Source organism: Silvania sp., from assembly GCF_051656365.1.
Taxonomy (GTDB): Bacteria; Pseudomonadota; Gammaproteobacteria; order Enterobacterales; family Enterobacteriaceae; genus Enterobacter; species Enterobacter hatchlandensis.
The window spans coordinates 13,308-35,800 of record NZ_JBOGBT010000088.1 but is presented as its reverse complement, the minus strand read 5'-3'; the positions used below and the strand labels follow the sequence as shown (position 1 = coordinate 35,800).

General features: G+C 56.2%; 23 protein-coding genes. 10 read left to right on the top strand and 13 right to left on the bottom strand.

The annotated features are described in order from the left end of the window. Nucleotides 1–96: 96 nt before the first annotated feature. The gene (locus tag ACRDD5_RS16645) at nt 97–714 is read left to right on the top strand and encodes a flavin reductase family protein (RefSeq protein ID WP_271283529.1); all 618 of its coding nucleotides are present in this window, start codon (nt 97–99) and stop codon (nt 712–714) included. Here ACRDD5_RS16645 and rna read toward each other — a convergent pair. After that, nucleotides 708–1,517, bottom strand: coding sequence for a ribonuclease I (rna, locus tag ACRDD5_RS16640; protein ID WP_438677389.1), 810 nt, complete (start codon nt 1,515–1,517; stop codon nt 708–710). The genes ACRDD5_RS16645 and rna overlap by 7 nt on opposite strands. Nucleotides 1,518–1,605: 88 nt before the next feature. Next, nucleotides 1,606–2,979, bottom strand: a complete 1,374-nt coding sequence (gene dcuC, locus ACRDD5_RS16635; protein ID WP_438677388.1) for an anaerobic C4-dicarboxylate transporter DcuC — start codon at nt 2,977–2,979, stop codon at nt 1,606–1,608. Between the two features lie 246 nt (nt 2,980–3,225). On the opposite strand from dcuC, the gene ACRDD5_RS16630 reads away from it, so the two are divergent. The 7 genes from ACRDD5_RS16630 (at nt 3,226) to cspE (ending at nt 10,713) form a co-directional block, all read left to right on the top strand. Further along, on the top strand, nt 3,226–3,627 hold the full coding sequence (locus tag ACRDD5_RS16630; protein ID WP_438677387.1) for a hypothetical protein: 402 nt from the start codon (nt 3,226–3,228) through the stop codon (nt 3,625–3,627). 54 nt (nt 3,628–3,681) lie between these two features. Continuing rightward, complete coding sequence (locus ACRDD5_RS16625) at nt 3,682–3,996, top strand: copper-binding protein (RefSeq protein WP_438677386.1); 315 nt, start codon at nt 3,682–3,684, stop codon at nt 3,994–3,996. Between the two features lie 12 nt (nt 3,997–4,008). Further along, entirely contained in the window at nt 4,009–5,262 is a 1,254-nt protein-coding gene (locus ACRDD5_RS16620) for a TolC family protein (RefSeq protein WP_271283534.1), read from the top strand. Beyond that, a complete protein-coding gene (locus ACRDD5_RS16615) occupies nt 5,259–6,461 on the top strand; it encodes an efflux RND transporter periplasmic adaptor subunit (RefSeq protein ID WP_438677385.1) in 1,203 nt (400 codons plus the stop codon). Before ACRDD5_RS16620 ends, ACRDD5_RS16615 begins: the two co-directional genes overlap by 4 nt. Next, nucleotides 6,458–9,574: an efflux RND transporter permease subunit gene (locus ACRDD5_RS16610; protein ID WP_438677384.1), complete on the top strand. Its 3,117-nt coding sequence runs from the start codon at nt 6,458–6,460 to the stop codon at nt 9,572–9,574. The genes ACRDD5_RS16615 and ACRDD5_RS16610 overlap by 4 nt, the downstream gene beginning before the upstream one ends. Nucleotides 9,575–9,734: 160 nt before the next feature. Next, nucleotides 9,735–10,313 (top strand): lipid IV(A) palmitoyltransferase PagP, encoded by a 579-nt coding sequence (gene pagP, locus ACRDD5_RS16605; protein WP_418939615.1) that lies wholly within the window; start codon nt 9,735–9,737, stop codon nt 10,311–10,313. 190 nt (nt 10,314–10,503) lie between these two features. After that, complete coding sequence (gene cspE, locus ACRDD5_RS16600; RefSeq protein ID WP_000034825.1) at nt 10,504–10,713, top strand: transcription antiterminator/RNA stability regulator CspE; 210 nt, start codon at nt 10,504–10,506, stop codon at nt 10,711–10,713. A 220-nt stretch (nt 10,714–10,933) separates the two neighbouring features. Here cspE and crcB read toward each other — a convergent pair whose 3' ends face one another. Next, on the bottom strand, nt 10,934–11,317 hold the full coding sequence (crcB, locus tag ACRDD5_RS16595; RefSeq protein WP_438677383.1) for a fluoride efflux transporter CrcB: 384 nt from the start codon (nt 11,315–11,317) through the stop codon (nt 10,934–10,936). A gap of 66 nt (nt 11,318–11,383) precedes the next feature. On the opposite strand from crcB, the gene ACRDD5_RS16590 reads away from it, so the two are divergent. Further along, nucleotides 11,384–12,172 carry a deaminated glutathione amidase gene (locus tag ACRDD5_RS16590; protein ID WP_438677382.1) on the top strand — a complete coding sequence of 263 codons (789 nt, stop codon included), beginning with the start codon at nt 11,384–11,386 and terminating at the stop codon, nt 12,170–12,172. A gap of 127 nt (nt 12,173–12,299) precedes the next feature. Then, nucleotides 12,300–12,503 (top strand): twin-arginine translocase subunit TatE, encoded by a 204-nt coding sequence (gene tatE, locus ACRDD5_RS16585; protein ID WP_039031370.1) that lies wholly within the window; start codon nt 12,300–12,302, stop codon nt 12,501–12,503. A gap of 85 nt (nt 12,504–12,588) precedes the next feature. Here the strand turns inward: tatE and lipA are convergent, their stop codons facing one another. From lipA to rsfS, 10 genes are all read right to left on the bottom strand, one after another. Then, nucleotides 12,589–13,554, bottom strand: a complete 966-nt coding sequence (gene lipA / locus ACRDD5_RS16580) for a lipoyl synthase (RefSeq protein ID WP_438677381.1) — start codon at nt 13,552–13,554, stop codon at nt 12,589–12,591. Nucleotides 13,555–13,761: 207 nt separating this feature from the next. Then, nucleotides 13,762–14,715 carry a YbeF family transcriptional regulator gene (locus tag ACRDD5_RS16575; RefSeq protein ID WP_271283541.1) on the bottom strand — a complete coding sequence of 318 codons (954 nt, stop codon included), beginning with the start codon at nt 14,713–14,715 and terminating at the stop codon, nt 13,762–13,764. A 286-nt stretch (nt 14,716–15,001) separates the two neighbouring features. Beyond that, on the bottom strand, nt 15,002–15,643 hold the full coding sequence (gene lipB, locus ACRDD5_RS16570; protein WP_438677380.1) for a lipoyl(octanoyl) transferase LipB: 642 nt from the start codon (nt 15,641–15,643) through the stop codon (nt 15,002–15,004). 90 nt (nt 15,644–15,733) lie between these two features. Continuing rightward, complete coding sequence (ybeD, locus tag ACRDD5_RS16565) at nt 15,734–15,997, bottom strand: DUF493 family protein YbeD (RefSeq protein ID WP_003022706.1); 264 nt, start codon at nt 15,995–15,997, stop codon at nt 15,734–15,736. A gap of 106 nt (nt 15,998–16,103) precedes the next feature. Next, on the bottom strand, nt 16,104–17,315 hold the full coding sequence (gene dacA, locus ACRDD5_RS16560; protein ID WP_438677379.1) for a D-alanyl-D-alanine carboxypeptidase DacA: 1,212 nt from the start codon (nt 17,313–17,315) through the stop codon (nt 16,104–16,106). Nucleotides 17,316–17,454: 139 nt separating this feature from the next. Further along, a complete protein-coding gene (gene rlpA / locus ACRDD5_RS16555; RefSeq protein ID WP_438677378.1) occupies nt 17,455–18,564 on the bottom strand; it encodes an endolytic peptidoglycan transglycosylase RlpA in 1,110 nt (369 codons plus the stop codon). Between the two features lie 10 nt (nt 18,565–18,574). Next, on the bottom strand, nt 18,575–19,687 hold the full coding sequence (mrdB, locus tag ACRDD5_RS16550; protein WP_271283545.1) for a peptidoglycan glycosyltransferase MrdB: 1,113 nt from the start codon (nt 19,685–19,687) through the stop codon (nt 18,575–18,577). A 2-nt stretch (nt 19,688–19,689) separates the two neighbouring features. After that, nucleotides 19,690–21,591: a peptidoglycan DD-transpeptidase MrdA gene (gene mrdA / locus ACRDD5_RS16545; protein WP_271283546.1), complete on the bottom strand. Its 1,902-nt coding sequence runs from the start codon at nt 21,589–21,591 to the stop codon at nt 19,690–19,692. Between the two features lie 30 nt (nt 21,592–21,621). Then, nucleotides 21,622–22,089 carry a 23S rRNA (pseudouridine(1915)-N(3))-methyltransferase RlmH gene (gene rlmH, locus ACRDD5_RS16540; RefSeq protein ID WP_271283547.1) on the bottom strand — a complete coding sequence of 156 codons (468 nt, stop codon included), beginning with the start codon at nt 22,087–22,089 and terminating at the stop codon, nt 21,622–21,624. Nucleotides 22,090–22,092: 3 nt separating this feature from the next. Next, nucleotides 22,093–22,410 carry a ribosome silencing factor gene (gene rsfS, locus ACRDD5_RS16535; RefSeq protein ID WP_271283548.1) on the bottom strand — a complete coding sequence of 106 codons (318 nt, stop codon included), beginning with the start codon at nt 22,408–22,410 and terminating at the stop codon, nt 22,093–22,095. Nucleotides 22,411–22,493: the final 83 nt, after the last annotated feature.

The window sequence follows — 22,493 nt, the reverse complement described above, 5'->3', positions numbered from 1 at the left end:
ACGGATTGCGTTACGCTGATCCTCCTGGGGCAGGGGGATGAGCGAAGCGTAATCCGTGCCTGCCGGTGTTAATCCGTTATTCTTCCCGAGAGCACTATGTACTTTTACCAACCTTCCCAGGGACACGGCCTGCCGCACGATCCCTTAAACGCCATTGTCGGGCCACGTCCCATCGGGTGGATTGCCTCATGTGACGCCGAAGGCCGCCCGAATCTGGCGCCTTATAGTTTTTTTAACTGCTTCAATTATCATCCGCCGATTATTGGCTTTGCCAGCACCGGCTGGAAAGACAGCGTGCGCAATATCGTTGAAACGGGCGAGTTTGTCTGGAACCTCACCACCCGTGAGCTGGCCAGCGCCATGAACGAAACCTCCGCCAGCCTGCCGCACGGTGAGGACGAATTTGTGCGCGCCGGTCTGAGCAAGGCCGAGAGCCGGGTCGTTAAGGTGCCACGCGTCGCGCAAAGTCCGGTTAACTTTGAATGCCGCCTGTCGCAATGCATTCAACTGACGGCTGCCGGCGGAACGCCGATCGATACCTGGCTGGTGCTGGGGGAAGTGGTTGGCATCCACATTGACGAAAGCCTGCTGCAGGAGGGTATCTACCAGACGGCAAAAGCGCAGCCGGTGCTGCGTGCCGGTGGCCCGACGGCGTATTTTGCGGTGAGCGAGGATCAGCGGTTTGATCTGGTCCGCCCGGACGCTCGTCAGTAGCCGATTTTATCGATCACAAACTGTTTACCGCAGTTACCCGGATGCGGCTGCGGTGCAAAAGAGCCGGTCGCCAGCGGGACGTTGATGCTGGCGGCGGTGAGCGATATCTGTATTTCGGTAAGATACGCCGGGTTGCCGCTGCAGCTTAGCTTCACGGCTTTGACCGTTTGCGGGCCCCAGCTTCTGGCGACGGCGGCATCGAAGGTGCTGCGGGTGACGGTTTTGCCGTAGTTTTCCGCTAAAAACAGCCCCAGCGGGCTGGCTTTCACTTCCTGATTCATCCGCACCATGGTGCCAAAATAGGCATCCGGGTCGAAGCCGAAGCAGACGCCGTGTTTGGCATATTCGTAGCGCTCCAGGCAAGAATTCCCGCCCGCACCGGGCATCACCTCATTGAGCTTTGCCGCGCCCGTCAGCGACAGACCGGTTTCTGCCGCATCACATTTCCGGCTTGCTTTCGCTTCCGGCATATTGGGGATCGGACGCGTCGCGCAGCCGAAGCGCATCCAGCGACGTTCATCAACGCCCCGTGCGGCTATGGATTTCGGTAAACCCGGCCACAGACCATGTACGGTCAGGATAGAGGTTTTATCGGCGCGCTCTTTTTGCAGGCGGCACTCATCGGGGGCGTCGCGGTGGCGGTCATGCAGGCTCTGGCAAAAGCCTGACTGCCACGAGAGGGCCAACACGTAGCGGTCAAAATCCGCGTACTGCGTTGCCTGAAGCGGGTCGGCCTGCGCGGGGAGCGCGCACAGCGCAACCGCGGTTGCGCTGACAGCGAAAACGAAATCTTTCCTGATCATGTGAAGTCCTGGTGGTTGAAAGCACAGTCGTGCTGGAGCTTATTAAAGCACAAAAAGCGCCCGTAGGCGCTTTCTGAGGGGCAGGGTGTTAACCGACGGCGGTGCCAGGCACCAGCACTTCGGTAGCGATAATCACGATCAGCAGCCCGACCAGCACCGGAACGGAGGTGCGTTTCACCACTTCAAAGGGTGAGATTTTTGCCATCCCGGCCACCGCGACCACAACGCCTGAAACAGGCGAAATGGTACGGCCCAGGTTGGAGGCCTGCAGCATCGGAATGGTCAGGTAAGCCGGGTTAATACCGGAGGAGTGCGCCAGTTTCGGGATCATCTCCACAAAGGCATAGAACGGTGCGTTACCGGAACCGGTGGTCATCGCCGCCAGCATGGTCAGGACCACCAGCACCAGCATCAGGATGATACTCGCTGAACCGAACGAGGTGGCGATGGCGATCAGGCTCTGAATAAAGCCGATGGTGCTCAGCCCCTGGGCAAAGACACCGGCGGCTACCAGCAGCATCACCACGCCGGCGAAGGCATCCGCCATCCCGCGATAGGCCACTTCCAGCCCGCTGAACACGTTCTGGGTATTGAAGCCACGCACAAATTCCAGGATCGCCGCCAGCAGCATGCAGATCACCAGAATGGTGATGATGTGCAGTTCCGGGCCCCATTTGCCGTCGAAAATCAGTACCCCGATAATCGGTGTAAACGGCAGGATGGCGTAGAAGGAAGGTGCGGTGGTGGTGATTTCGCTGACGTCGAGTCTCTCGTGGGAGATGTTCTCTTTTTTATCGAGATAGCGTTGCCAGAAGAAGTGCGCCACGGCCATGCCGATAATAGCGGCGATGGAGATTGGCAGGGTGGTTTTGAAGGCGAAGTCGATTAGCGGCATCTCGGCCGCTTTGGCCGCCAGCACCACGTCACCGGAGGTCGGGGAGAGAATAATGGCCGCCGGGGAGGCACAAATGGCCGCCGCCGCACCGCGGCTGATGCCCACGTTAACCATTACCGGGAACAGGGTCGCCATCAGCAACACGCCAAGGCCGGTTGCCGAGGAGACTGCCAGCGACATCAGGCAGGCAACGAAATAGGCGGCAATCATCAGCAGATAAGGGGAGTTGATGTAGCTCAGCGGTTTCGAGGCCAGCTTCACGACCATATCATTGGCGCCGATGTGGGTCATGTAGGCGGCAAACCCGCAGAGCATCATGATCATCATCCCAAGATCGCCACCGCGGCTCATCAGCAGGATTTTGATGTACTCGACGATATCCGTGGCGGTGTAGCCCGTGCTGGTGGCGCTGGCTGGCAGTACCTTATGGCCCATCAGGGCGCTGATAATCAGTAACGCCAGACCGCCGACGAATAATACGCCGGTCGCGGAATAGCCTTTGATGATGTAGCGCGCGACGCCAACAATGACCACTACCCCAATGAGTAGCTCGATGAAGATTTGCATGAATTCCCCTGTCTCCCGACGCCCCAGAGCGCAAGGATAAATAAGCAATAAAATAAGGTGACAAAATGTGCCCAAATATTGCGCCAGCATTGCTGACTAAAATCAATAAATCTACTACTAAAGGGGCGTTCGCCAATAATTTACGCTTCTCGCGCGGGCTTAAAACGTAAATAACGTTAAATGACTTGAGCTGTAGAAATATCCCTGCTTATACTCGGGCCTCTTTTTGCCACCTTAGATGCCGCCATGTCCGCCAGCTGGATTTATCGCCTGCGCTTTCTGAAGAAACATCTGCTCACGCTGATGTTGGCCTTCGGCTGGCTGCTGATCCAGAGTCAGGTGGCGGTTGCCTCGCACGATTGCACAATCGATTTACGCGGTGAGACGGCCACGCTCCAGCATATGGAGATGATGACAATGCCGCAGCATCACGCTGCGCCGTCGTCTTCGGGCCTGTGTGAAAAGCACTGCGTCCCGGATCAGGTACAAAAAGATTCCGGTCATCCACAGCTGGCGGCCCTTCCTGCCGCCATGACGGTAACCCTCAATGCCCCGGACTGCGTGGAACATACTGCGTCATACCGGGTCGTCACCCCGCCTGCCGTGGGGCCACCGGCAACGATTCGCTATTGCCGGTTTCGGGAATAAAAACCTGTTAATTAGTTGATTTAATTCTAATTTACGTTTAACAGGAGCTTTATCATGCGTGCTTTACTCTTTTCCGCGCTGCTTGGCGCGTGCCTTTCCGTTTCTTTCCTTTCCGTTCAGGCGAACGCGAGTGTCTCTCCGACCGGCCAGCAGTGGCAGGGCCAGGGCGTTGTGCAGAAGATTGCCCCCCAGTCGGTGGTGATCCAGCATGAGGCTATCCCGGCGCTGAAATGGCCCGCCATGACCATGCCGTTTGCCTTATCCGCTGATGTCGATCTGCGCGCCATTAAACCGGGCGAGCAGGTGGCCTTCACGCTGGTGCGGGCGGGTGACGGCTTTCAGATAATCTCGCTCACGCCGCTGCGCTAAGGCGAGGATCCCATGAAAAAACAGACACTGAGCATGTGGCTCGGTGGGGTGATGCTCGGGCTTATCAGTGCCGCCGGGCAGGCCGCGCCGTGGACGCTAGAGCAAACCCTGACCGAAGCACAACGCTATTCAGCGGCCCTCTCCGCCAGCCGTAACGAGGCTCAGGCGCTGGATGCGATGGCGGATTCCGCCACCCAGTTGCCCGATCCCAAACTGAAATTCGGCATCGAAAACGTGCCCGTTCAGGGCAGTAACGACCAGCGGCTGACCCGCGAAGGGATGACCATGCAGCGGGTCGGGATCATGCAGAGCTACGTCAGCCACGAAAAGCGGGAGCGTAAAGCCCAGACCCTGCAGGCGCAGGCCCGGGGCGTGCTGGCAAAAGGCGAGGCGGTGCGCGCGGGTCTTCAGCGTGACACCGCTCAGGCGTGGCTGGATCTGGCCCTGGCGCAGCAGGCGCTGAAAACCGCCACCCGGCTGGTTAACGAAACCGAGCGTCAGTTCCCTCTGCAAAAGGCCAGCGTTGGGGCGGGCAGTGCCACCCCGGACAGCGTCCTGACCCTGAGGATGGCGCTCAGCGCGATGCGGGACAAAGTCACGCTGGCGAAGCGGGATGTTCAGCTGGCGCAAAGCCAGCTGCTGCAGCTAACCGGCCAAGGGATTGACGACGTCGGCGGACCGCTGCCGCGCTATCAGCGGCTACCGGCCGAGGTCAGCCAGCTGGAAGAGGCCATTACGCGTCACCCGGAGGTAGAAGCCGCGCTGCGTGAAGCCGAAACGGCAAAAGCCCGCTCGGCGCAGTCGGCGGTGGCAGCCCTTCCCGACGTGGATGTGGAGGTTTTCTACGCTCATCGCGCCGAAGGGTATGACGATATGGCCGGGGTGATGTTCACGGTCGATCTGCCGCTGTTCCAGTCGCGACGCCAGGACAAAGACTATGCCGCAGATGTCTCCCGCTCTTTGCAGGCGGTAGACGAGCTCACGCTGATTAAGCGCGCGCATATCGCCCAGGTGCAGTCGCTGGTGGCGCAGTATCAGGCCGCGCAAGCCCTGTGGCAGCGTCAGCGCGACGAGATCCTGCCCCTGCAGCATCAACGTCTGGCGTTGCTGACGGCGCAATACCGCGCCGGTCAGTCCGAGCTGCCCGCGCTGCTTGAGGCCCGGCGCAGCGTGCTCGACAGTGAACTGGCGGTCAATCAGGCCGAGCGCGAGATGGCGCGAACCTGGGCGGCGATCCAATGGTTAATCCCGCAGGAGTTAGCATGAAGATTAAAACAGGCTTTGCCGTACTGCTGGCGCTGATGCTGGTAGCAGGAGGCTATTACGCGGGACTGCGCCAGTCATCCCACGTCGTCGCAGCACCCGCACCCGCCGAGCGAAAAGTGCTTTACTGGTACGACCCAATGGTACCGGGCCAGCGCTTCGATAAACCGGGGCGCTCGCCGTTTATGGAGATGGATCTGGTCCCGCGCTATGCCGATGAAGTCGACGAGACGCCAGGGGTGGGGATCAGCGCCGCCCAGCAGCAAAATCTGGGCATGAAAACCGTGCAGGTGCAGAGGCGCCAGCTGGAATCCCCGTTCCGGGCGTTTGCCACCATCGCCCCGGATGAACGCAGCATCACGGTGATCGCCGCCCCCGCAGCCGGAGTGGTCGCAAAACTGTACGTCCGGGCGCCGCTCCAGCAGGTTAAAGCCGGTGAGCCGCTGGCCCAGCTGTGGATCCCCCAGTGGACGCAGGCCCAGCAGGAGTATCTGGCGGTGCGCGCGCTGGGTGATGCGGCGTTAACCCGCGCGGCCCGGGAACGGCTGCAGCTGCAGTTTATGCCCGAGGAGGTGATCCGCGCCCTGGATCGCAGCGGGAAGCCCCAGACCTCGTTGACGCTCAGGTCGCAGCATGCAGGCTACGTCGCAAAACTGGACGTGCGTGAAGGGGCGCAGGTGGCGGCGATGACCTCGCTGTTTGAAATGGCGCGTCTCGACCCGGTCTGGCTGGTGATTGATTATCCTCAGTCGCAGGCGCAGGCCCTGAGCGTGGGCAGCGAGCTAATCGCGACGTCTGAGAGCTGGCCGGGTGAGCGTTTTCCGGGGCGGGTCAGCGAGGTGTTGCCGCAGATGGACACCGCCACCCGTACGCTGAAAGCCCGTATTCTGGTGGATAACCCACAACGCAAGCTGAAACCCGGCATGTTCCTGAGCGTCTCCCGGGCGCAATCCCTGTTGAGCGCACCGGTGTTGGCGGTACCGGAAGAGGCGGTTATCGATACCGGAAGCGCAAAACGTCTGCTGCTTGCCAGCGGTAACGGCTATTTTCAGCCGGTGGTGGTGGAGACCGGGCTTACCGCCCAGGGCTGGACCGAGATCCGTTCTGGCGTGAAGGAGGGGGATAGCGTGGTGAGTTCCGGGCAGTTCCTGATTGACTCTGAAGCCAGCCTGCGCAGCGCGCTGCCGGAGGTGGCGAAATGATCGCGGCGGTAATCAGAGCCTCACTGCGCAACCGGCTGCTGGTGATCCTTGCAGCCCTGATGATGGCGGGCTGGGGGATCTGGGCGGTGCAACGCGCCCCGCTGGATGCTCTGCCGGATCTCTCTGACGTGCAGGTAATTGTGCGCGCCAGCTTCCCGGGCAAAGCGCCGCAGGTGATTGAGGATCAGGTCACCTGGCCGCTGACGACGTCGATGCTCTCGGTGCCTGGGGCGAAAACCGTGCGCGGTTTTTCGATGTTTGGCGATGCTTACGTCTACGTGCTGTTTGAGGACGGCACCGACCTGTACTGGGCACGCTCGCGGGTGCTGGAATACCTGAGCCAGGTGCAGTCCCAGCTTCCGGCGGGGGTGAACGTCTCGCTGGGCCCCGATGCCACCGGGGTGGGTTGGATCTACGAGTATGCCCTTGTCGATCGCAGCGGCAAGCATAGCCTGGCTGATTTACGTGCGCTGCAGGACTGGACCCTGAAGTTCGAGCTGAAAAGCGTGGCTAATGTCTCGGAAGTGGCCAGTATCGGCGGCATGGTGCGCCAGTATCAGGTGGTTGCCGATCCGGCAAAAATGCGGGCCCTGAACATCACCCACGGGCAGATCGTCGCAGCCCTGCAGGCGGCCAATAAAGAGGGCGGCGGGGCGCTGCTGGAGAGGGGCGAGGCGGAGTACATGGTGCGCACCACGGGCTATTTGCGCTCGCTGGAGGATTTTCGCAACGTGGTGATCGAAAGCCGTGAAGGCGTGCCGGTACTGCTCGGCGATGTGGCGAGCGTCGGCTACGGCCCGGAGATACGCCGCGGCATAGCCGAGCTGAATGGCGAGGGCGAAGTGGCCGGTGGCGTGGTGGTAATGCGCTACGGCCAGAATGCGCTCCAGACGCTGCATGCGGTCAAAGCGAAGCTAAGCGAGCTGCAAAAAACCTTGCCGCAAGGGGTGGAGATTGTGCCGGTGTACGACCGCTCTGCGCTGATTGAGGACTCCGTCAAAACCCTGACCCACAAGCTGCTGGAGGAATTCGCAGTTGTGGTGGTGGTTTGCGCCCTGTTCCTGTTCCACTTCCGTTCGGCGCTGGTGGCGGTGGTTTCGCTGCCGTTGGGTATCCTGGGCGCGTTTGTGGTCATGCACTATCAGGGGATCAACGCCAATATTATGTCGCTGGGGGGAATTGCCATCGCCATTGGGGCAATGGTCGATGCGGCGATTGTGATGATCGAGAACATGCACAAGGTGCTGGAACAGTGGCGTCACGATAACCCCGGTCAGGAGCCGAACTCGGGTGACTACTGGCGTCTGGCGGAGCGTGCGGCTGTCGAGGTGGGACCGGCGCTATTCTGCAGCCTGCTGATCATCACCCTGTCGTTTATTCCGGTGTTTTCACTCGAGGCGCAGGAAGGGCGAATGTTTGCTCCGCTGGCGTTCACCAAAACCTGGGCGATGGCGGTGGCGGCAGGGCTGGGCATCACCCTGGTGCCGGTGCTGATGGGCTATTTCATTCGTGGACGTATTCCGGATGAAAAAGCGAACCCGATCAACCGGGTGCTGATCCGCCTGTACGAGCCGCTGCTGGACAGGGTGCTGCGCTTTCCGAAAGTGACGCTGACGTTGGCGGGCGTGTTGCTGCTGGCGACGCTCTGGCCGCTGAGTCAGCTGGGGAGCGAATTTATGCCGCCGCTCAACGAAGGTGACCTGCTGTATATGCCATCAACCCTGCCGGGGATCTCCGCCCGGGAAGCGGCCCGCCTGCTGCAGCAGACCGACAGGCTGATTAAAAGCGTGCCGGAGGTGGCGACGGTGTTTGGTAAGGCCGGGCGCGCGGAGACGGCTACCGATCCCGCGCCGCTCACGATGCTGGAAACGACCATTCACTTTAAGCCCCGGGACCAGTGGCGAGCCGGAATGACGCCGGAGAAGCTGGTTGAGGAGCTGGATCGTACCGTCTCGGTGCCGGGGATTGCCAACGTCTGGGTACCGCCGGTACGTAACCGGCTCGACATGCTGGCGACCGGAATAAAGAGTCCGGTGGGGATCAAGGTGAACGGCAGCAATCTTGCCGACATCGAGCGCATTGCCCAGCAGATTGAGCAGGTGGTGAAGCAGGTGCCGGGCGTCACTTCGGCTCTGGCGGAGCGGCTGGCGGGTGGGCGCTATGTGGATATCCGCATCGATCGCCAGAAGGCCGCGCGTTACGGCGTCTCGGTGGATGAACTGCAAAGTCTGGTAGCGACGCTGGTGGGTGGGGATAACGTGGGAGAGGTGATCCTCGGACGCGAGCGCTATCCCATCAATCTGCGCTATCCACGCGACAGCCGGGACAGCGTCGATAAGCTGCGGGCACTGCCGGTGGTGGCGGCCAACGGCAGTCAGATTGCGCTCGGGGAGCTGGCGGATATTGTGGTGACCGAGGGGCCGCCGATGCTGAAAAGTGAAAATGCGCGCCTCTCGAACTGGATATACGTCGATCTGCGGGGCCGGGATCTGAAGTCAGCCGTGGAAGAGATGCAGCAGCGCGTAGCGGAGCAGGTGACGCTGCCGCAAGGGATCACGCTCGCCTGGTCCGGGCAGTTTGAATATCTTGAGCGGGCTACGGCGAAGCTGAAAATAGTTCTGCCAATCACCTTGATGATTATTTTTGTGCTGCTGTGGCTAACCTTCAAACGTATTTCAGATGTGCTTATGATTATGGGGACATTGCCTTTTTCGCTGATTGGCGGCGTCTGGCTGTTATGGCTACTGGATTATAATCTATCGGTGGCGGGAGCCGTTGGATTTATTGCCCTTGCCGGCGTCTCGGCGGAGTTCGGCGTTATTATGGTGTTGTATCTCAATCAGGCGCTGGATAAATATCATGCCCGCGATCCCCACGGTGGAAACGCGCAGCTGATGCGTGCGATTCATGAAGGTGCGGTCCTGCGCGTGCGCCCTAAAGTGATGACCGTCGCCACCATCATGGCAGGGCTGTTACCCGTGATGTGGGGCGGCGGCAGCGGTGCAGAGGTGATGCAGCGCATCGCTGCCCCGATGATCGGTGGGATGGTCAGTGCACCGTTGTTATCAATGCTGGTTATTCCTGCGCTCTATAAGCTATTGCATCAGCGTTAATTTTTCACTTATGCGCTGTCAATATTGGCGGCGCATTCTTACTCCCCCAGGAGTATTCTGATTAATTACGCTTAATAATTCAGATTTCAACCAATGGTGTTGCGATGTCATTCAACTATTCTATGCCGGTATAGGTACCGTATATAAAAGTGGTAATGGTATTGTGACAATAATTAATAAATATTTACTGATTTTTACTTTTATTTTAGGGCCGGTGACTTTTCCGGCCCATGCTATTGCCGATAAAGTAAAGCCCTTTAGAGACTGGGTAAAAACCGTCGGTAATAATGCGAAAACGACCTGGGAACAGCCCCAGCATTACGATCTGTATGTGCCGGCGATCACCTGGCATGCCCGCTTTGCCTACGATAAAGAGAAAACCGATCGCTACAACGAGCGTCCGTGGGGCGCGGGATTTGGCCAGTCGCGCTGGGATGAAAAGGGCAACTGGCATGGCCTGTACGTCATGGCATTCAAAGACTCGTACAACAAGTGGGAGCCGATAGGCGGCTACGGCTGGGAAAAAACCTGGCGTCCACTCGCCGATGAGAATTTCCATCTGGGTGCCGGATTTACCGCGGCCGTGACGGCGCGTGATAACTGGAATTACATCCCTGTGCCGCTGGTGTTACCTCTGGCCTCCGTGGGGTATGGTCCGGCAACCTTCCAGATGACTTACATACCGGGAACCTATAACAACGGTAACGTCTTCTTTGCCTGGATGCGCTTTCAGTTTTAACTGAAAAAACTTTACGTATTGGTGATTTAATAGCCACACTTTGAATAGTAAAGAATAAAAATTGCCCTCCGAAAATTAACGCGACTTTTGTCACTTTTCTTCAAAAAGGCGCTGGACAAAACCGCTCACAATTGTTGTACTGATACCCGACACAGCATTTGTGTCCATTTTTCATGTAAAGGTAATTTTGATGTCTAAGATTAAAGGTAACGTTAAGTGGTTTAATGAATCCAAAGGATTCGGTTTCATTACTCCGGAAGATGGCAGCAAAGATGTGTTCGTACACTTCTCTGCAATCCAGACTAATGGTTTCAAAACCCTGGCTGAAGGCCAGCGCGTTGAGTTCGAAATCACTAACGGTGCCAAAGGCCCTTCTGCTGCTAACGTCATCGCTCTGTAATTCAGACGAGACCAGCAAGAATTCAAAACCCGCTCAATGAGCGGGTTTTTTTCGCTCTGCATCAGCCGAACATATAAATTTTCACAAAGCTGGCGACGATTAATACACTTAACACCACCATTCCTGCGCTGACCATATTCTCTTTCATTACGTCACCCTTTCGTTATATTGCCTCAAGGGTGCCAGAGAAAAATTAAGCTAACATTAACGCCCGCCTGTTTTAGTGAGCATTAACCGCAGAAATTAACCAAAATGCGAGCGCGGTCATCATCAGTGACCCCAGCAGGTTGACCGCGATATTGAGCAACGCCCACGCAGCACGTCCATCCTGCAGCAGAAACACCACTTCGGCCGAGAAGGTGGAAAATGTGGTCAGGCCACCGCAAAAACCAGTGGTGATCAGCAGCTTCCACACTGGGTCGATGTGGGTCATTCTGTTAAACCATGCCAGACCCAGGCCAATGATAAAGGCACCGATAAGGTTGGCCGTCAGCGTGCCGACAGGGATCATGTGATGCATGGTGTTGAAGCGCATGCTCAACAGCCAGCGTGCGACACTTCCTGTGCCCCCGCCGATAAAAACGGCTAAAAGTAGTTGAAACACGAACAGTACCTGCTGTTTGATGTATAAGAGCAATCAGTGTAACGCCGTTTGAGGCAGGGTGAAAATATGTACGTGGCGGTTGGACAATTTGCGGTATCAGCGGACTGGCAAAACAATGCCGAAACCTGCGTCTCGCTGATGAGTCAGGCACATCAGCAGGGTGCATCGCTGCTGGTGCTGCCCGAAGCGCTACTGGCGCGGGATGATAACGATCCAGATCTGTCGGTGAAATCGGCGCAGCTCCTTGACGGCGGTTTTTTAACCAGGCTGCTGGAAGAGAGTGCGTGTAATAATCTGACGACCGTGTTGACCGTGCATGTCCCGTCAACTGCTGGGCGGGCGATCAACACACTGGTGGTACTGCGTGCCGGGAACATCGTTGAGCAGTATGCCAAGCTACATCTTTACGATGCGTTCAGTATTCAGGAATCCAGGCTAGTGGATGCCGGGACGATAGTTCCGCCGCTGATTGAGATCGACGGGATCCACCTGGGGTTAATGACCTGTTACGATTTACGCTTCCCGGAAATGGCCTTGAATCTGGCGCTGGCTGGTGCCGAGGTGCTGGTGCTGCCCGCAGCCTGGGTCAGGGGGCCGCTAAAGGAACATCACTGGGCCACGCTGCTGGCCGCCCGCGCGTTGGATACGACCTGTTATATGGTGGCGGCCGGGGAGTGCGGTAACAAAAATATAGGCCAGAGCCGTATTATCGACCCGATGGGGGTGACGGTCGCGGCTGCGGCAGAAGCGCCCGCGCTGTTGATTGCGGAGATAAGCCCGGCACGCATCGCGCTTGCGCGCCAGCAATTACCGGTGCTGCGCAACCGACGCTTTGCGCCACCGCAATTACTATGACGTTTTTTAAACAGGGCTTGATTCACCTTGTTACAGATTGCTATTGTGTGCGGGCGTCAAATGACCGTTAATACTCTCGGGTTTTTACGGCACGAAACGCAGCCTGTTTTAAGTCAAGAAGGTATCTATGGGTGAGATTAGTATTACCAAACTGCTGGTAGTGGCCGCGCTGGTCGTTCTGCTGTTTGGTACCAAAAAGTTACGTACGCTGGGCGGAGACCTGGGTGCAGCCATTAAAGGCTTTAAAAAAGCGATGAATGACGACGATGCAACGGCGAAGAAAACGGCCGATGCTGATATTGCCGCCGAAAAACTCTCTCACAAAGAGTAACGGCAACGCTTCACGGCGTGCAGCATAAAAAAAACCGGCTCTGGCCGGTTTTTTTATGGGTGAACTGTAAGCGTATGTGACTGGCTTACTTCACCTCTTCGCCTTTCGCCTGCATATCGGCGTGGTAAGACGAACGCACGAACGGGCCGCAGGCAGCATGGGTAAAGCCCATCGCCATCGCTTCGGCTTTCATTTCGTCAAACTCTTCCGGGCTCACATAACGCTGCACCGGTAGGTGGTGACGGCTCGGCTGGAGATACTGGCCCAGCGTTAGCATGGTCACGCCGTGGCGACGCAGGTCGCGCATCACTTCAACGATCTCTGTGTTGGTTTCACCCAGACCAACCATCAGACCTGACTTGGTTGGGATCTCCGGGTGCGCTTCTTTAAAACGCTCCAGCAGCTTAAGGGACCAGTTGTAGTCAGCGCCCGGACGAACCTGGCGATACAGGCGCGGAACGTTTTCCAGGTTGTGGTTGAACACGTCTGGCGGCGTGGCGTTGAGAATATCCAGCGCACGGTCCATACGGCCACGGAAGTCAGGCACCAGCGTTTCGATTTTGATGCTCGGGCTTTTTTCACGAATGGCGCTGATACATTCAGCAAAGTGCTGGGCACCGCCGTCGCGCAGATCGTCGCGGTCAACGGAGGTGATCACTACGTAGCGCAGGGCCATGTCGGCGATCGTCTGTGCCAGCTTCTGCGGTTCATTCACATCAGGGGTCACAGGACGACCATGGGCAACGTCACAGAACGGGCAGCGGCGGGTACAAATGGCGCCAAGGATCATGAACGTTGCGGTACCGTGGTTAAAACATTCAGCAAGGTTAGGGCAGGAGGCTTCTTCACAAACGGAGTGAAGGCCGTTTTTGCGCATCGCCGCTTTGATTCCCTGAATACGCGAAGAGTCCGCCGGAAGTTTGATTTTCATCCATGCCGGTTTTCTTAACAGCGCTTCGCGCTCCGTAGCCACGTTTTTAACCGGGATTAGGGCCATTTTATCGGCGTCGCGGTATTTAACACCGCGTTCCATCACAATGGGTTTACTCATAGCGTGCGTGTTCCAGTTGCGAATATCGAAGGAAAGCGTTTCAATTCAAAGGAGTGTTGTATTTATCAACTATATTTGAATGAACGACAGGCAGTATATCATTGAAACGGCCGATAAAGCAGCCTGCCGGGTCGCCAAATTGTAAAATAGTTGTTGTTTAGTGCCTTTCGGCCTGCGTAGCGCAGGCTCACTGGGTGTGGGGGCGCATCAGAACGCCTCGCTGATGACATTAATGACGTTTTCGAGAACCGGATCGCGCAGGCTCAGTTTATTGTAATACAGCGAAATATCGACGGTTTCTTCATTCAAAGGCGTGAAGGGGATCTGTTCCAGCGGCCAGCACTGGCGCAGCAGGTTAAACAGGCGCGCCGGGATGATGCCAATCAGATCGCTGCTGCCGATCAGGGCGGCAATCGTAAACATATTGTAACTGCTGAAGGTGACCTGACGCTCCGGAAAAATGTCGTTAACCCGCAGGCGCAATGCGTTCATGTTCTGTCCTTCCAGCACCAGTAGGGTCTGCTCGTACTCTTGCAGATTTTCCACTGTCGCCGTCTTGCTCAGGACGGGATGCTGCTTACGGCACACCAGCAGGAGCCGATCGGTAAACAGAACATTGTGGCTTAACGCGCGCGTGTTCAGGGTATTGCTGTCCACGATCAGGTCGGTCTGGAACTGACCCAGCTGCGTTTCGCCATCGCCAATAGCAATGTTGCGCAGCAACAGCTGCGGTGCCTCACGCTTTACCGCCTGGTAAATAATCGGCATCACCAGTGCGCCGATAGAAGGGGTGGTGCCGATGGTGATAGTGCGCTGCTTATCATAGCTGCCAGTAAGATCCAGTGCGCCAAGAATAGACTCCAGCCCCTGGCTGATATATTCGTGCAGGTGAGTGGCATAGGCGGTAGGGGTGACGCCCTGACCTTTACGGATAAACAGCGGATCGGGGAATATTGCGCGCAGTTTTTGAATCGACTGGCTTATTGCTGACGGCGTGAGATTAAGAATTTTCGCAGCGTTAACGATACCTTTGTGAACATAGACGGCCTCAAAAATGGTCAATAAATTGAGGTCAATATTGCGTAAAGTCCGAAATATTTGTGGTTTGGCCTCACCGCCTGGCTCACTCAACCGTTTCTCAGGAAATTCTTTAGGATCCACGCTGATACTCCATGTTTATACACAATGTTTATATTAGTCGAAATCAAATATTGTGCTTATTGTTATATTTGTACTGTTATCCATAAATTACTAACCTGACACAATGATTTTGCCGTATGGCTTTTGTGCAGCCAAGTCTCCACAGATGGCGAGAAATGCCAGGATGTGACGCTTTTATGCGAAAAGTAAGGGGTTTGAAAATATAGAAAGCGGGGATTATTGTAAAGTATAAATACCGTGAAATAAAAATGGCTCATCAACGCAATGAGCCATCCAGGCAAGATTATTAAGCCGTGATATATTCATGCGATGGATTGTTTAGCAGTGCTAAAAAAGCATGTACTAAATGAGGCCGCACAATATCAGGCGTGATGTTCTCTGCCCATTGGCACATTTGCGCCATTTCCATGCCCGCGTAGCCACAGGGGTTGATGCGCTGGAAAGGTGCCAGATCCATATTAATATTCAATGCAAGACCATGGAATGAGCAGCCTTTACGAATACGCAAACCGAGTGAACAAATTTTCTTTTCACCGACGTAAACCCCAGGTGCATCTGCGCGAGGATGTGCATCGATATCAAATTCTGCCAGCGTATTGACCACCGTCTGCTCAAGCAGCGTCACCAGGTCACGCACGCCGAGCTTTCTACGCTTCAGGTTCAGCAGGACATACATCACCTGCTGACCCGGTCCGTGATAGGTCACCTGACCACCGCGATCGCTCTGGATCACCGGGATATCGCCCGTCATCAACAGATGCTCTGCTTTGCCTGCCTGACCCTGGGTAAACACAGGGGGATGCTCGACCAGCCAGATTTCATCCTGCGTGTTTTCATCGCGCGTGTCCGTGAAATCATGCATGGACCGGGAAATGGGTTCATAGGGCTGAAGCCCAAGATGGCGGATAAGGAGGGTATCCTGATTCAAAACGACATCTCCGAAACGAAGAAAAAAAGTAGCGGGGAGTATATCACAGAGGGGAAACGGGTTACCCGACGATGCGGGTAACCGAAAGCGTTACAGCACCATACGCACGATATCGATGTTACCGAGCTCTTCGTACAGCGTCTCGACCTGCTCAATATGCGTGGCGGTAATGGTGATGGAAACCGAGTGGTAGTTCCCTTTGCTGCTTGGTTTGACCGTCGGAGAGTAGTCACCCGGCGCATGACGCTGGACCACTTCAACCACCTGATCAACCAGCTCAGGCAACGCCTGCCCCATTACTTTGTAAGTAAAGGGTGTAGGGAATTCAAGCAGTTCGTTAAGTTTGGTTTTCATGTCAACTCCGGCAGTACGTCAAAAAAGAATAACTCCCACAGCGGGTGGGAGTTATCAGGTTACCTAGTATATGGGGATGGAAATCACACTTTCAAGTGTTCAATTTTTAACCAAACCAGTGATGGAACATCAATTTAATGTAATCAATGATTTTGCCGAAGAAATTGCCTTCCGGGATTTCATCCAGCACCACCAGCGGACGCTGGTCAATGGTTTTGCCATCAAGCTGGAAGTTGATGGTGCCCACCACCTGGTTTTTCTGCAGCGGTGCGTGCAGCTCGCTGGCGGTCAGCACATAGCTGGCTTTCAGATCTTTCATGCGACCGCGTGGGATAGTCAGATAAAGGTCTTTATCGACACCCAGTGAAGCGCGATCGTTATCACCAAACCAGACCGGCTCAGAGGCGAACTCTTTGCCTGCCTTCAGCGGGTTAACGGTTTCGAAGAAGCGGAAGCCCCAGGTCAGCAATTTCTTGCTTTCGGTTTCACGCCCTTTGAAGGTGCGTCCGCCCATCACGGCAGAGATCAGACGCATCTGGCCTTCGGTGGCAGACGCCACCAGGTTGTAACCGGCTTTATCGGTATGGCCCGGTTTGATGCCGTCAACGTTCAGGCTGTTATCCCATAGCAGACCGTTACGGTTAGTCTGGCGGATTCCGTTAAAGGTGAACTCTTTTTCTTTGTAAATGGTGTACTCATTCGGCACATCGCGGATCAGTGCCTGGCCAATTAACGCCATGTCGCGCGCGGAACTGTACTGACCGTCTGCATCCAGGCCGTGAACCGTCTGGAAGTGGCTGTTTTTCAGACCCAGTGCGTTAACGTAGCTGTTCATCAGACCGACGAACGCATCCTGGCTTCCGGCAGCAAAATCGGCCATCGCCACGCAGGCGTCGTTACCGGACTGCAGGTTGATACCACGAATCAGCTGGGAGACGGGCACCTGCATCCCGGGCTTGAGGAACATCAGTGATGAACCTTTGAACACCGGGTTGCCGGTTGCCCACGCATCGTTACCGATGGTGACCAGGTCAGTCTCTTTGAATTTGCCTGCTTTCATGGCCTGACCGATGACATAGCTGGTCATCATTTTGGTCAGACTGGCCGGGTCGCGTCGTGAATCCGCGTTCTGTTCAGCCAACACTTTGCCGGAGTTGTAGTCGATCAGGATGTAGGATTCCGCGTCGATCTGCGGAACGCCTGGGATCATGGTCTTGATATTCAGGTCATCGGCGTGCGCGACAGAGAGCGAGGCTGCGCAAAGCGCCGTAGCGAGCGCCATGCGCTGCATAAAACGAGCGGAGAAAGTGGTCTTCATGGTCAGAACAACGACATCCGTGATGGAATTAAAAAAAGTGCCTTACTATAGCAAATGCTATAGGGGCAGGCATCCGACTTTCAGCATGAGAGTGTGAATCACTATTACAAATACTGACAATTCGGATACCGCTGATTAATCATTTCATTACAGCAATAAAGGACTGCAACTGTGCTTCGTTTTGTAAACGTTGTTGCACGGATGCAGCCTCAGATTTGCTGGCAAATGGACCGAGCTGGATACGCCATACGGCGCCATTTTGCTCAACCCGGCCCGGCACGCTAAATTGCTGGCTCAGGCGCTGTTGATACTGCTGGGCACGCGCTTGATCGCTGACGGCACCCACCTGGACGACGAAATTGCCGCTGGCGGAAACCGGCGCCGCAACAGGTGTCTGGGTGGAGCCTGGCGCGGTGACAGGCGCATTTTGCGTCACCGGTGCGGCAACGACCGGCTGTGGGGCAGGGGGTTCACTGCCTTCGAGTACACCAGACGCGAGGGTCGTGGGTGCGCCGAGGAATCCGCTGCTGCTGACGGGTGCACCCATGCTGTCTTCGCTTTTCAGCGTATCGTTACTAATGGCGCGCACATCACCCTGGGCAGGCATCGGCTCAGGAGCGGATGAGGCACTGCCCATGCCGCTGTTCAGGTCAGGACGCGCAGGCAGAGCATAGGTCTGCTTAGCCACAGTAGTACAGGCCATACCCGGGCCGGACAGACTCCCGTCCTGGGCGACAATAATCGGGTCGATCCGCACTTTGGTGTTATTCGACGTGTTCAGACGGTCTGCCGCCGCGCGGGAAAGAGAGATGGCACGATCGTTACCGTACGGGCCACGATCGTTAATGCGCACGACGATCATCCGGCCGTTCGCCAGGTTGGTAATACGCGCATAGCTCGGGATCGGCAGCGTTGGGTGGGCGGCCGTCAACTGCATCGGGTCGAAGGGCTCGCCGCTTGCGGTCAGGTTACTGCCCGGTTCGGCATCATAAATGGCCGCCAGACCGGCCTGGCTAAAGCGTGAAGGATCCTGCACGATTTTGTAGCCTTTACCGTCACGCTCGTAATCCTGATTGGCGGTTGCGCTCAGCGGTTCGAAACGCGGATCGGCCCCGCTAATCTCAACAATCGGACCATTACACACTGCCGGCTGCGGCGGTGCGACGGTGGCTTGCTGCTGACCATCGTCACTTGTACAGGCCGCCAGTAAACTCGCGGCGATGCAGATCCCAATCCACTGCTTGCGCATTGCGTTCCCCTTATACGCTCTTCGACAACATTTTTCTGTGGGTATGAATCGACATCACGATCCCAAACCCGGCCATTAGCACGATCAGTGCCGAGCCTCCGTAACTCACCAGCGGAAGCGGTACGCCTACAACAGGCAGAATTCCGCTCACCATACCAATATTTACGAAAACATAAACGAATAAAATCAACATCAAACCGCCAGCCATCACGCGGCCAAAGGTGGTTTGTGCACGGGCGGCAATCCACAATCCACGCATGATTAACAGGATGTACAGCGCCAGCAGGATTAAAATCCCGACCAGTCCTAGCTCTTCTGCCAGAACCGCAAAGATAAAGTCGGTATGGCGTTCAGGCAGAAATTCGAGCTGCGACTGGGTGCCATGCAGCCAGCCTTTGCCGCGCAGTCCGCCGGACCCGATTGCAATCTTCGATTGTATAATATGATAGCCTGCCCCGAGCGGATCGCTTTCGGGATCCAGCAGCATCATCACGCGCTGGCGTTGATAGTCGTGCATCAGGAAGAACCACAGGATCGGGATAAAGGCGGCCAGCAGCACTACCGCAATGCCAATCAAGCGCCAGCTCAGCCCGGAGAGGAACAGCACGAACAGGCCGGACAGGGCGACCAGGATAGAGGTACCGAGGTCAGGCTGCGCGGCGACCAGCAGCGTAGGCATGAAGATCAGTACCAGCGCGATCCCGGTGTTCTTCAGCGACGGCGGACAGACGTCACGGTTGATAAAGCGCGCCACCATCAGCGGTACGGCAATTTTGGCGATTTCAGACGGCTGGAAACGGACGATGCCGAGATCGAGCCAGCGCTGTGCGCCCTTGGAGATTGCGCCAAAGGCATCTACTGCGACCAGCAGAATAATACAGATGATATAGAGATAGGGCGCCCAGCCTTCGTACACGCGGGGCGGGATTTGCGCCATCACCACCATTACCACCAGACCCATCGCAATCTGACCGATCTTACGCTCCATCATGCCGATGTCCTGGCCGCTGGCGCTCCAGATGACCAACGCACTGTATACCAACAGGGCGAGCAGAATGAGCAGCATGGCCGGGTCGATGTGGATTTTGTCCCACAGCGATTTTTTATTTGGATTATCCGTCACGATTATTGGTCCTCCGCGCCGGCGGCTGCCGGGCTTTCGCTCGGCAATTCAGTGTTATTGTCACCCAGCATAATGTGGTCAAGGATCTGGCGCATGATGGTACCGACCGCCGGGCCGACACCGCCGTTTTCCAGAATAATGGACACCGCCACCTGCGGGTTATCGTAAGGGGCAAACGCGATCATCAGCTTATGGTCACGCAGACGTTCAGCAATTTTGTGCGCGTTATAGGTTTCGTTGGCCTTCAGGCCAAAGACCTGCGCCGTACCGGATTTGGCCGCAATTTTATACGGTGAACCGGCAAAGTATTTGTGTGCCGTACCGTTAGCGCGGTTTGCTACGCCGTACATCCCGTCTTTGGCAATTTCCCAGTAACCGGAATGGATATCACCCACCGGTGGCTCGTGCGGCTGCGTCCACGGCACTTTTTTGCCATTTTCTACCGTACTCATCAGCAGATGCGGGACTTTTACGACGCCGTCGTTAATCAGGATCATCAGCGCTTTGCTCATCTGAATCGGGGTGGCGGTCCAGTAACCCTGGCCGATGCCGACCGGGATGGTGTCACCCTGATACCACGGTTTCTTAAAGCGCTTTAGCTTCCACTCGCGGGTTGGCATGTTGCCGGAGCGCTCTTCCGACAGGTCGATGCCGGTGTAGTGACCATAGCCAAATTTGCCCATCCATTCGGAGAGGCGATCGATACCCATATCGTAGGCGACCTGATAGAAGAAAGTATCCGCCGACTCCTCCAGCGATTTGGTGATGTTCAGATGGCCGTGGCCCCACTTCTTCCAGTCGCGGTAGCGTTTTTCAGAGCCCGGTAGCTGCCACCAGCCTGGGTCGAAGAGACCGGTATTGCGGGTGATTACCCCGGCGCTGAGCGCCGACACCGCCACGTAAGGTTTCACCGTAGAGGCCGGGGGATAAACGCCCTGCGTTGCACGGTTGATCAGCGGCGTATTAGGGTCGTTGAGCAGACTGGCGTAATCTTTGCTGGAAATACCGTCAACGAACAAATTCGGATCGTAACTCGGGTTTGACACCAGCGCCAGAATGCTGCCCGTGCGGGGATCGGTCACAATCACCGCTGCACGGCTGCCTGCCAGCAGGGTTTCGACATACTGCTGGAGTTTGAGATCCAGCGTCAGGTAAATATCATGCCCGGCCTGCGGTGGTACCTCTTTCAACTGACGGATTACCCGGCCACGGTTGTTGACTTCCACTTCTTCATAACCGGTTTCGCCGTGAAGAATATCTTCGTAGTAGCGCTCAATACCGAGTTTGCCAATGTCGTGGGTTGCCGCATAGTTGGCTAACTTGCCGTCTTTATCCAGCCTGTCGACGTCTTTGTCGTTGATTTTAGAGACATAGCCGATAACGTGCGTTAGCGCCGAGCCGTAGGGATAGAAGCGGCGTTTATAGCCTTTCACTTCAACGCCAGGGAAGCGGTACTGGTTAACCGCAAAGCGGGCAACCTGGACTTCGGTGAGGTTGGTTTTCACCGGGATAGAGGTAAAGCGATGCGAACGCGAACGCTCTTTTTTAAAGTTCGCAATATCGTCGTCGTTCAGATCGACCACGCCGCGCAGGGCATCCAGCGTCTGTTGGACGTTATCGACCTTCTCCGGCATCATCTCTATCTGATAAATCGTCCGGTTGAGCGCCAGCGGCGTACCGTTGCGATCGTAAATAATGCCGCGGCTGGGGGCGATAGGGACGAGTTTGATGCGGTTTTCATTGGAACGTGTCTGGTAATCTGTAAAACGGACAACCTGCAGATTATAAAGGTTGGCGATCAGCACGCCAGTCAGCAGCAAAATCCCCGTAAAGGCAACCAGCGCCCGGCGCACAAACAGCGCAGACTCAGCCGTATAGTCGCGAAAAGAATTCTGTAGTTTCATCCGCTGCTTAATTCATCCAGGACTTAATGATTACTCACGGTGATAAGGGTGGTTGGTCGTGATGCTCCACGCGCGATAGAGACTTTCTGCCACCAGCACCCGAACCAGCGGGTGGGGCATCGTCAGCGCGGAGAGTGACCAACTTTGTTCTGCTGCCGCTTTGCAGGCCGGGGATAATCCCTCCGGACCGCCAATTAACAGGCTGACGTCGCGACCGTCCAGCTTCCAGCGCTCGAGCTCCTGCGCCAGCTGCGGCGTATCCCAGGGTTTGCCCGGAATATCGAGAGTGACGATGCGGTTTTTGCCGGCGGCGGCCAGCATCAGTTCACCCTCTTTATCGAGAATACGTTTGATATCCGCATTCTTGCCGCGCTTACCGGCGGGGATCTCCACCAGCTCAAACGGCATATCTTTTGGAAAGCGACGCAGATACTCAGTAAACCCGGTTTGTACCCAGTCGGGCATTTTCGTGCCGACGGCTACCAGTTGCAGCTTCACGCATTAACCCCAGAGTTTTTCCAGCTCATACAGGCGACGGCTCTCTTCCTGCATGACGTGGACAATCACTTCGCCGAGGTCAACGACGACCCAGTCAGCGGTAGCTTCGCCTTCCACACCCAGCGGCAGCATGCCGGCAGCGCGTGATTCCTGAACCACATGGTCAGCAATGGAAGCAACGTGGCGAGTGGAAGTACCGGTGCAGATAATCATGCAGTCGGTGATGCTTGATCTGCCTTGTACGTCGATAGCAATGATGTCCTGACCTTTCAGGTCATCAATTTTGTCGATAACGAAATCCTGGAGTGCTTTACCCTGCAAGTTTTCCCCCTGGGGAGTGAGATTGAGTAACGGTAAAATCGTAGCCAGACAGTATACCTGAACTGGCCGCGGTGTCGGGACAA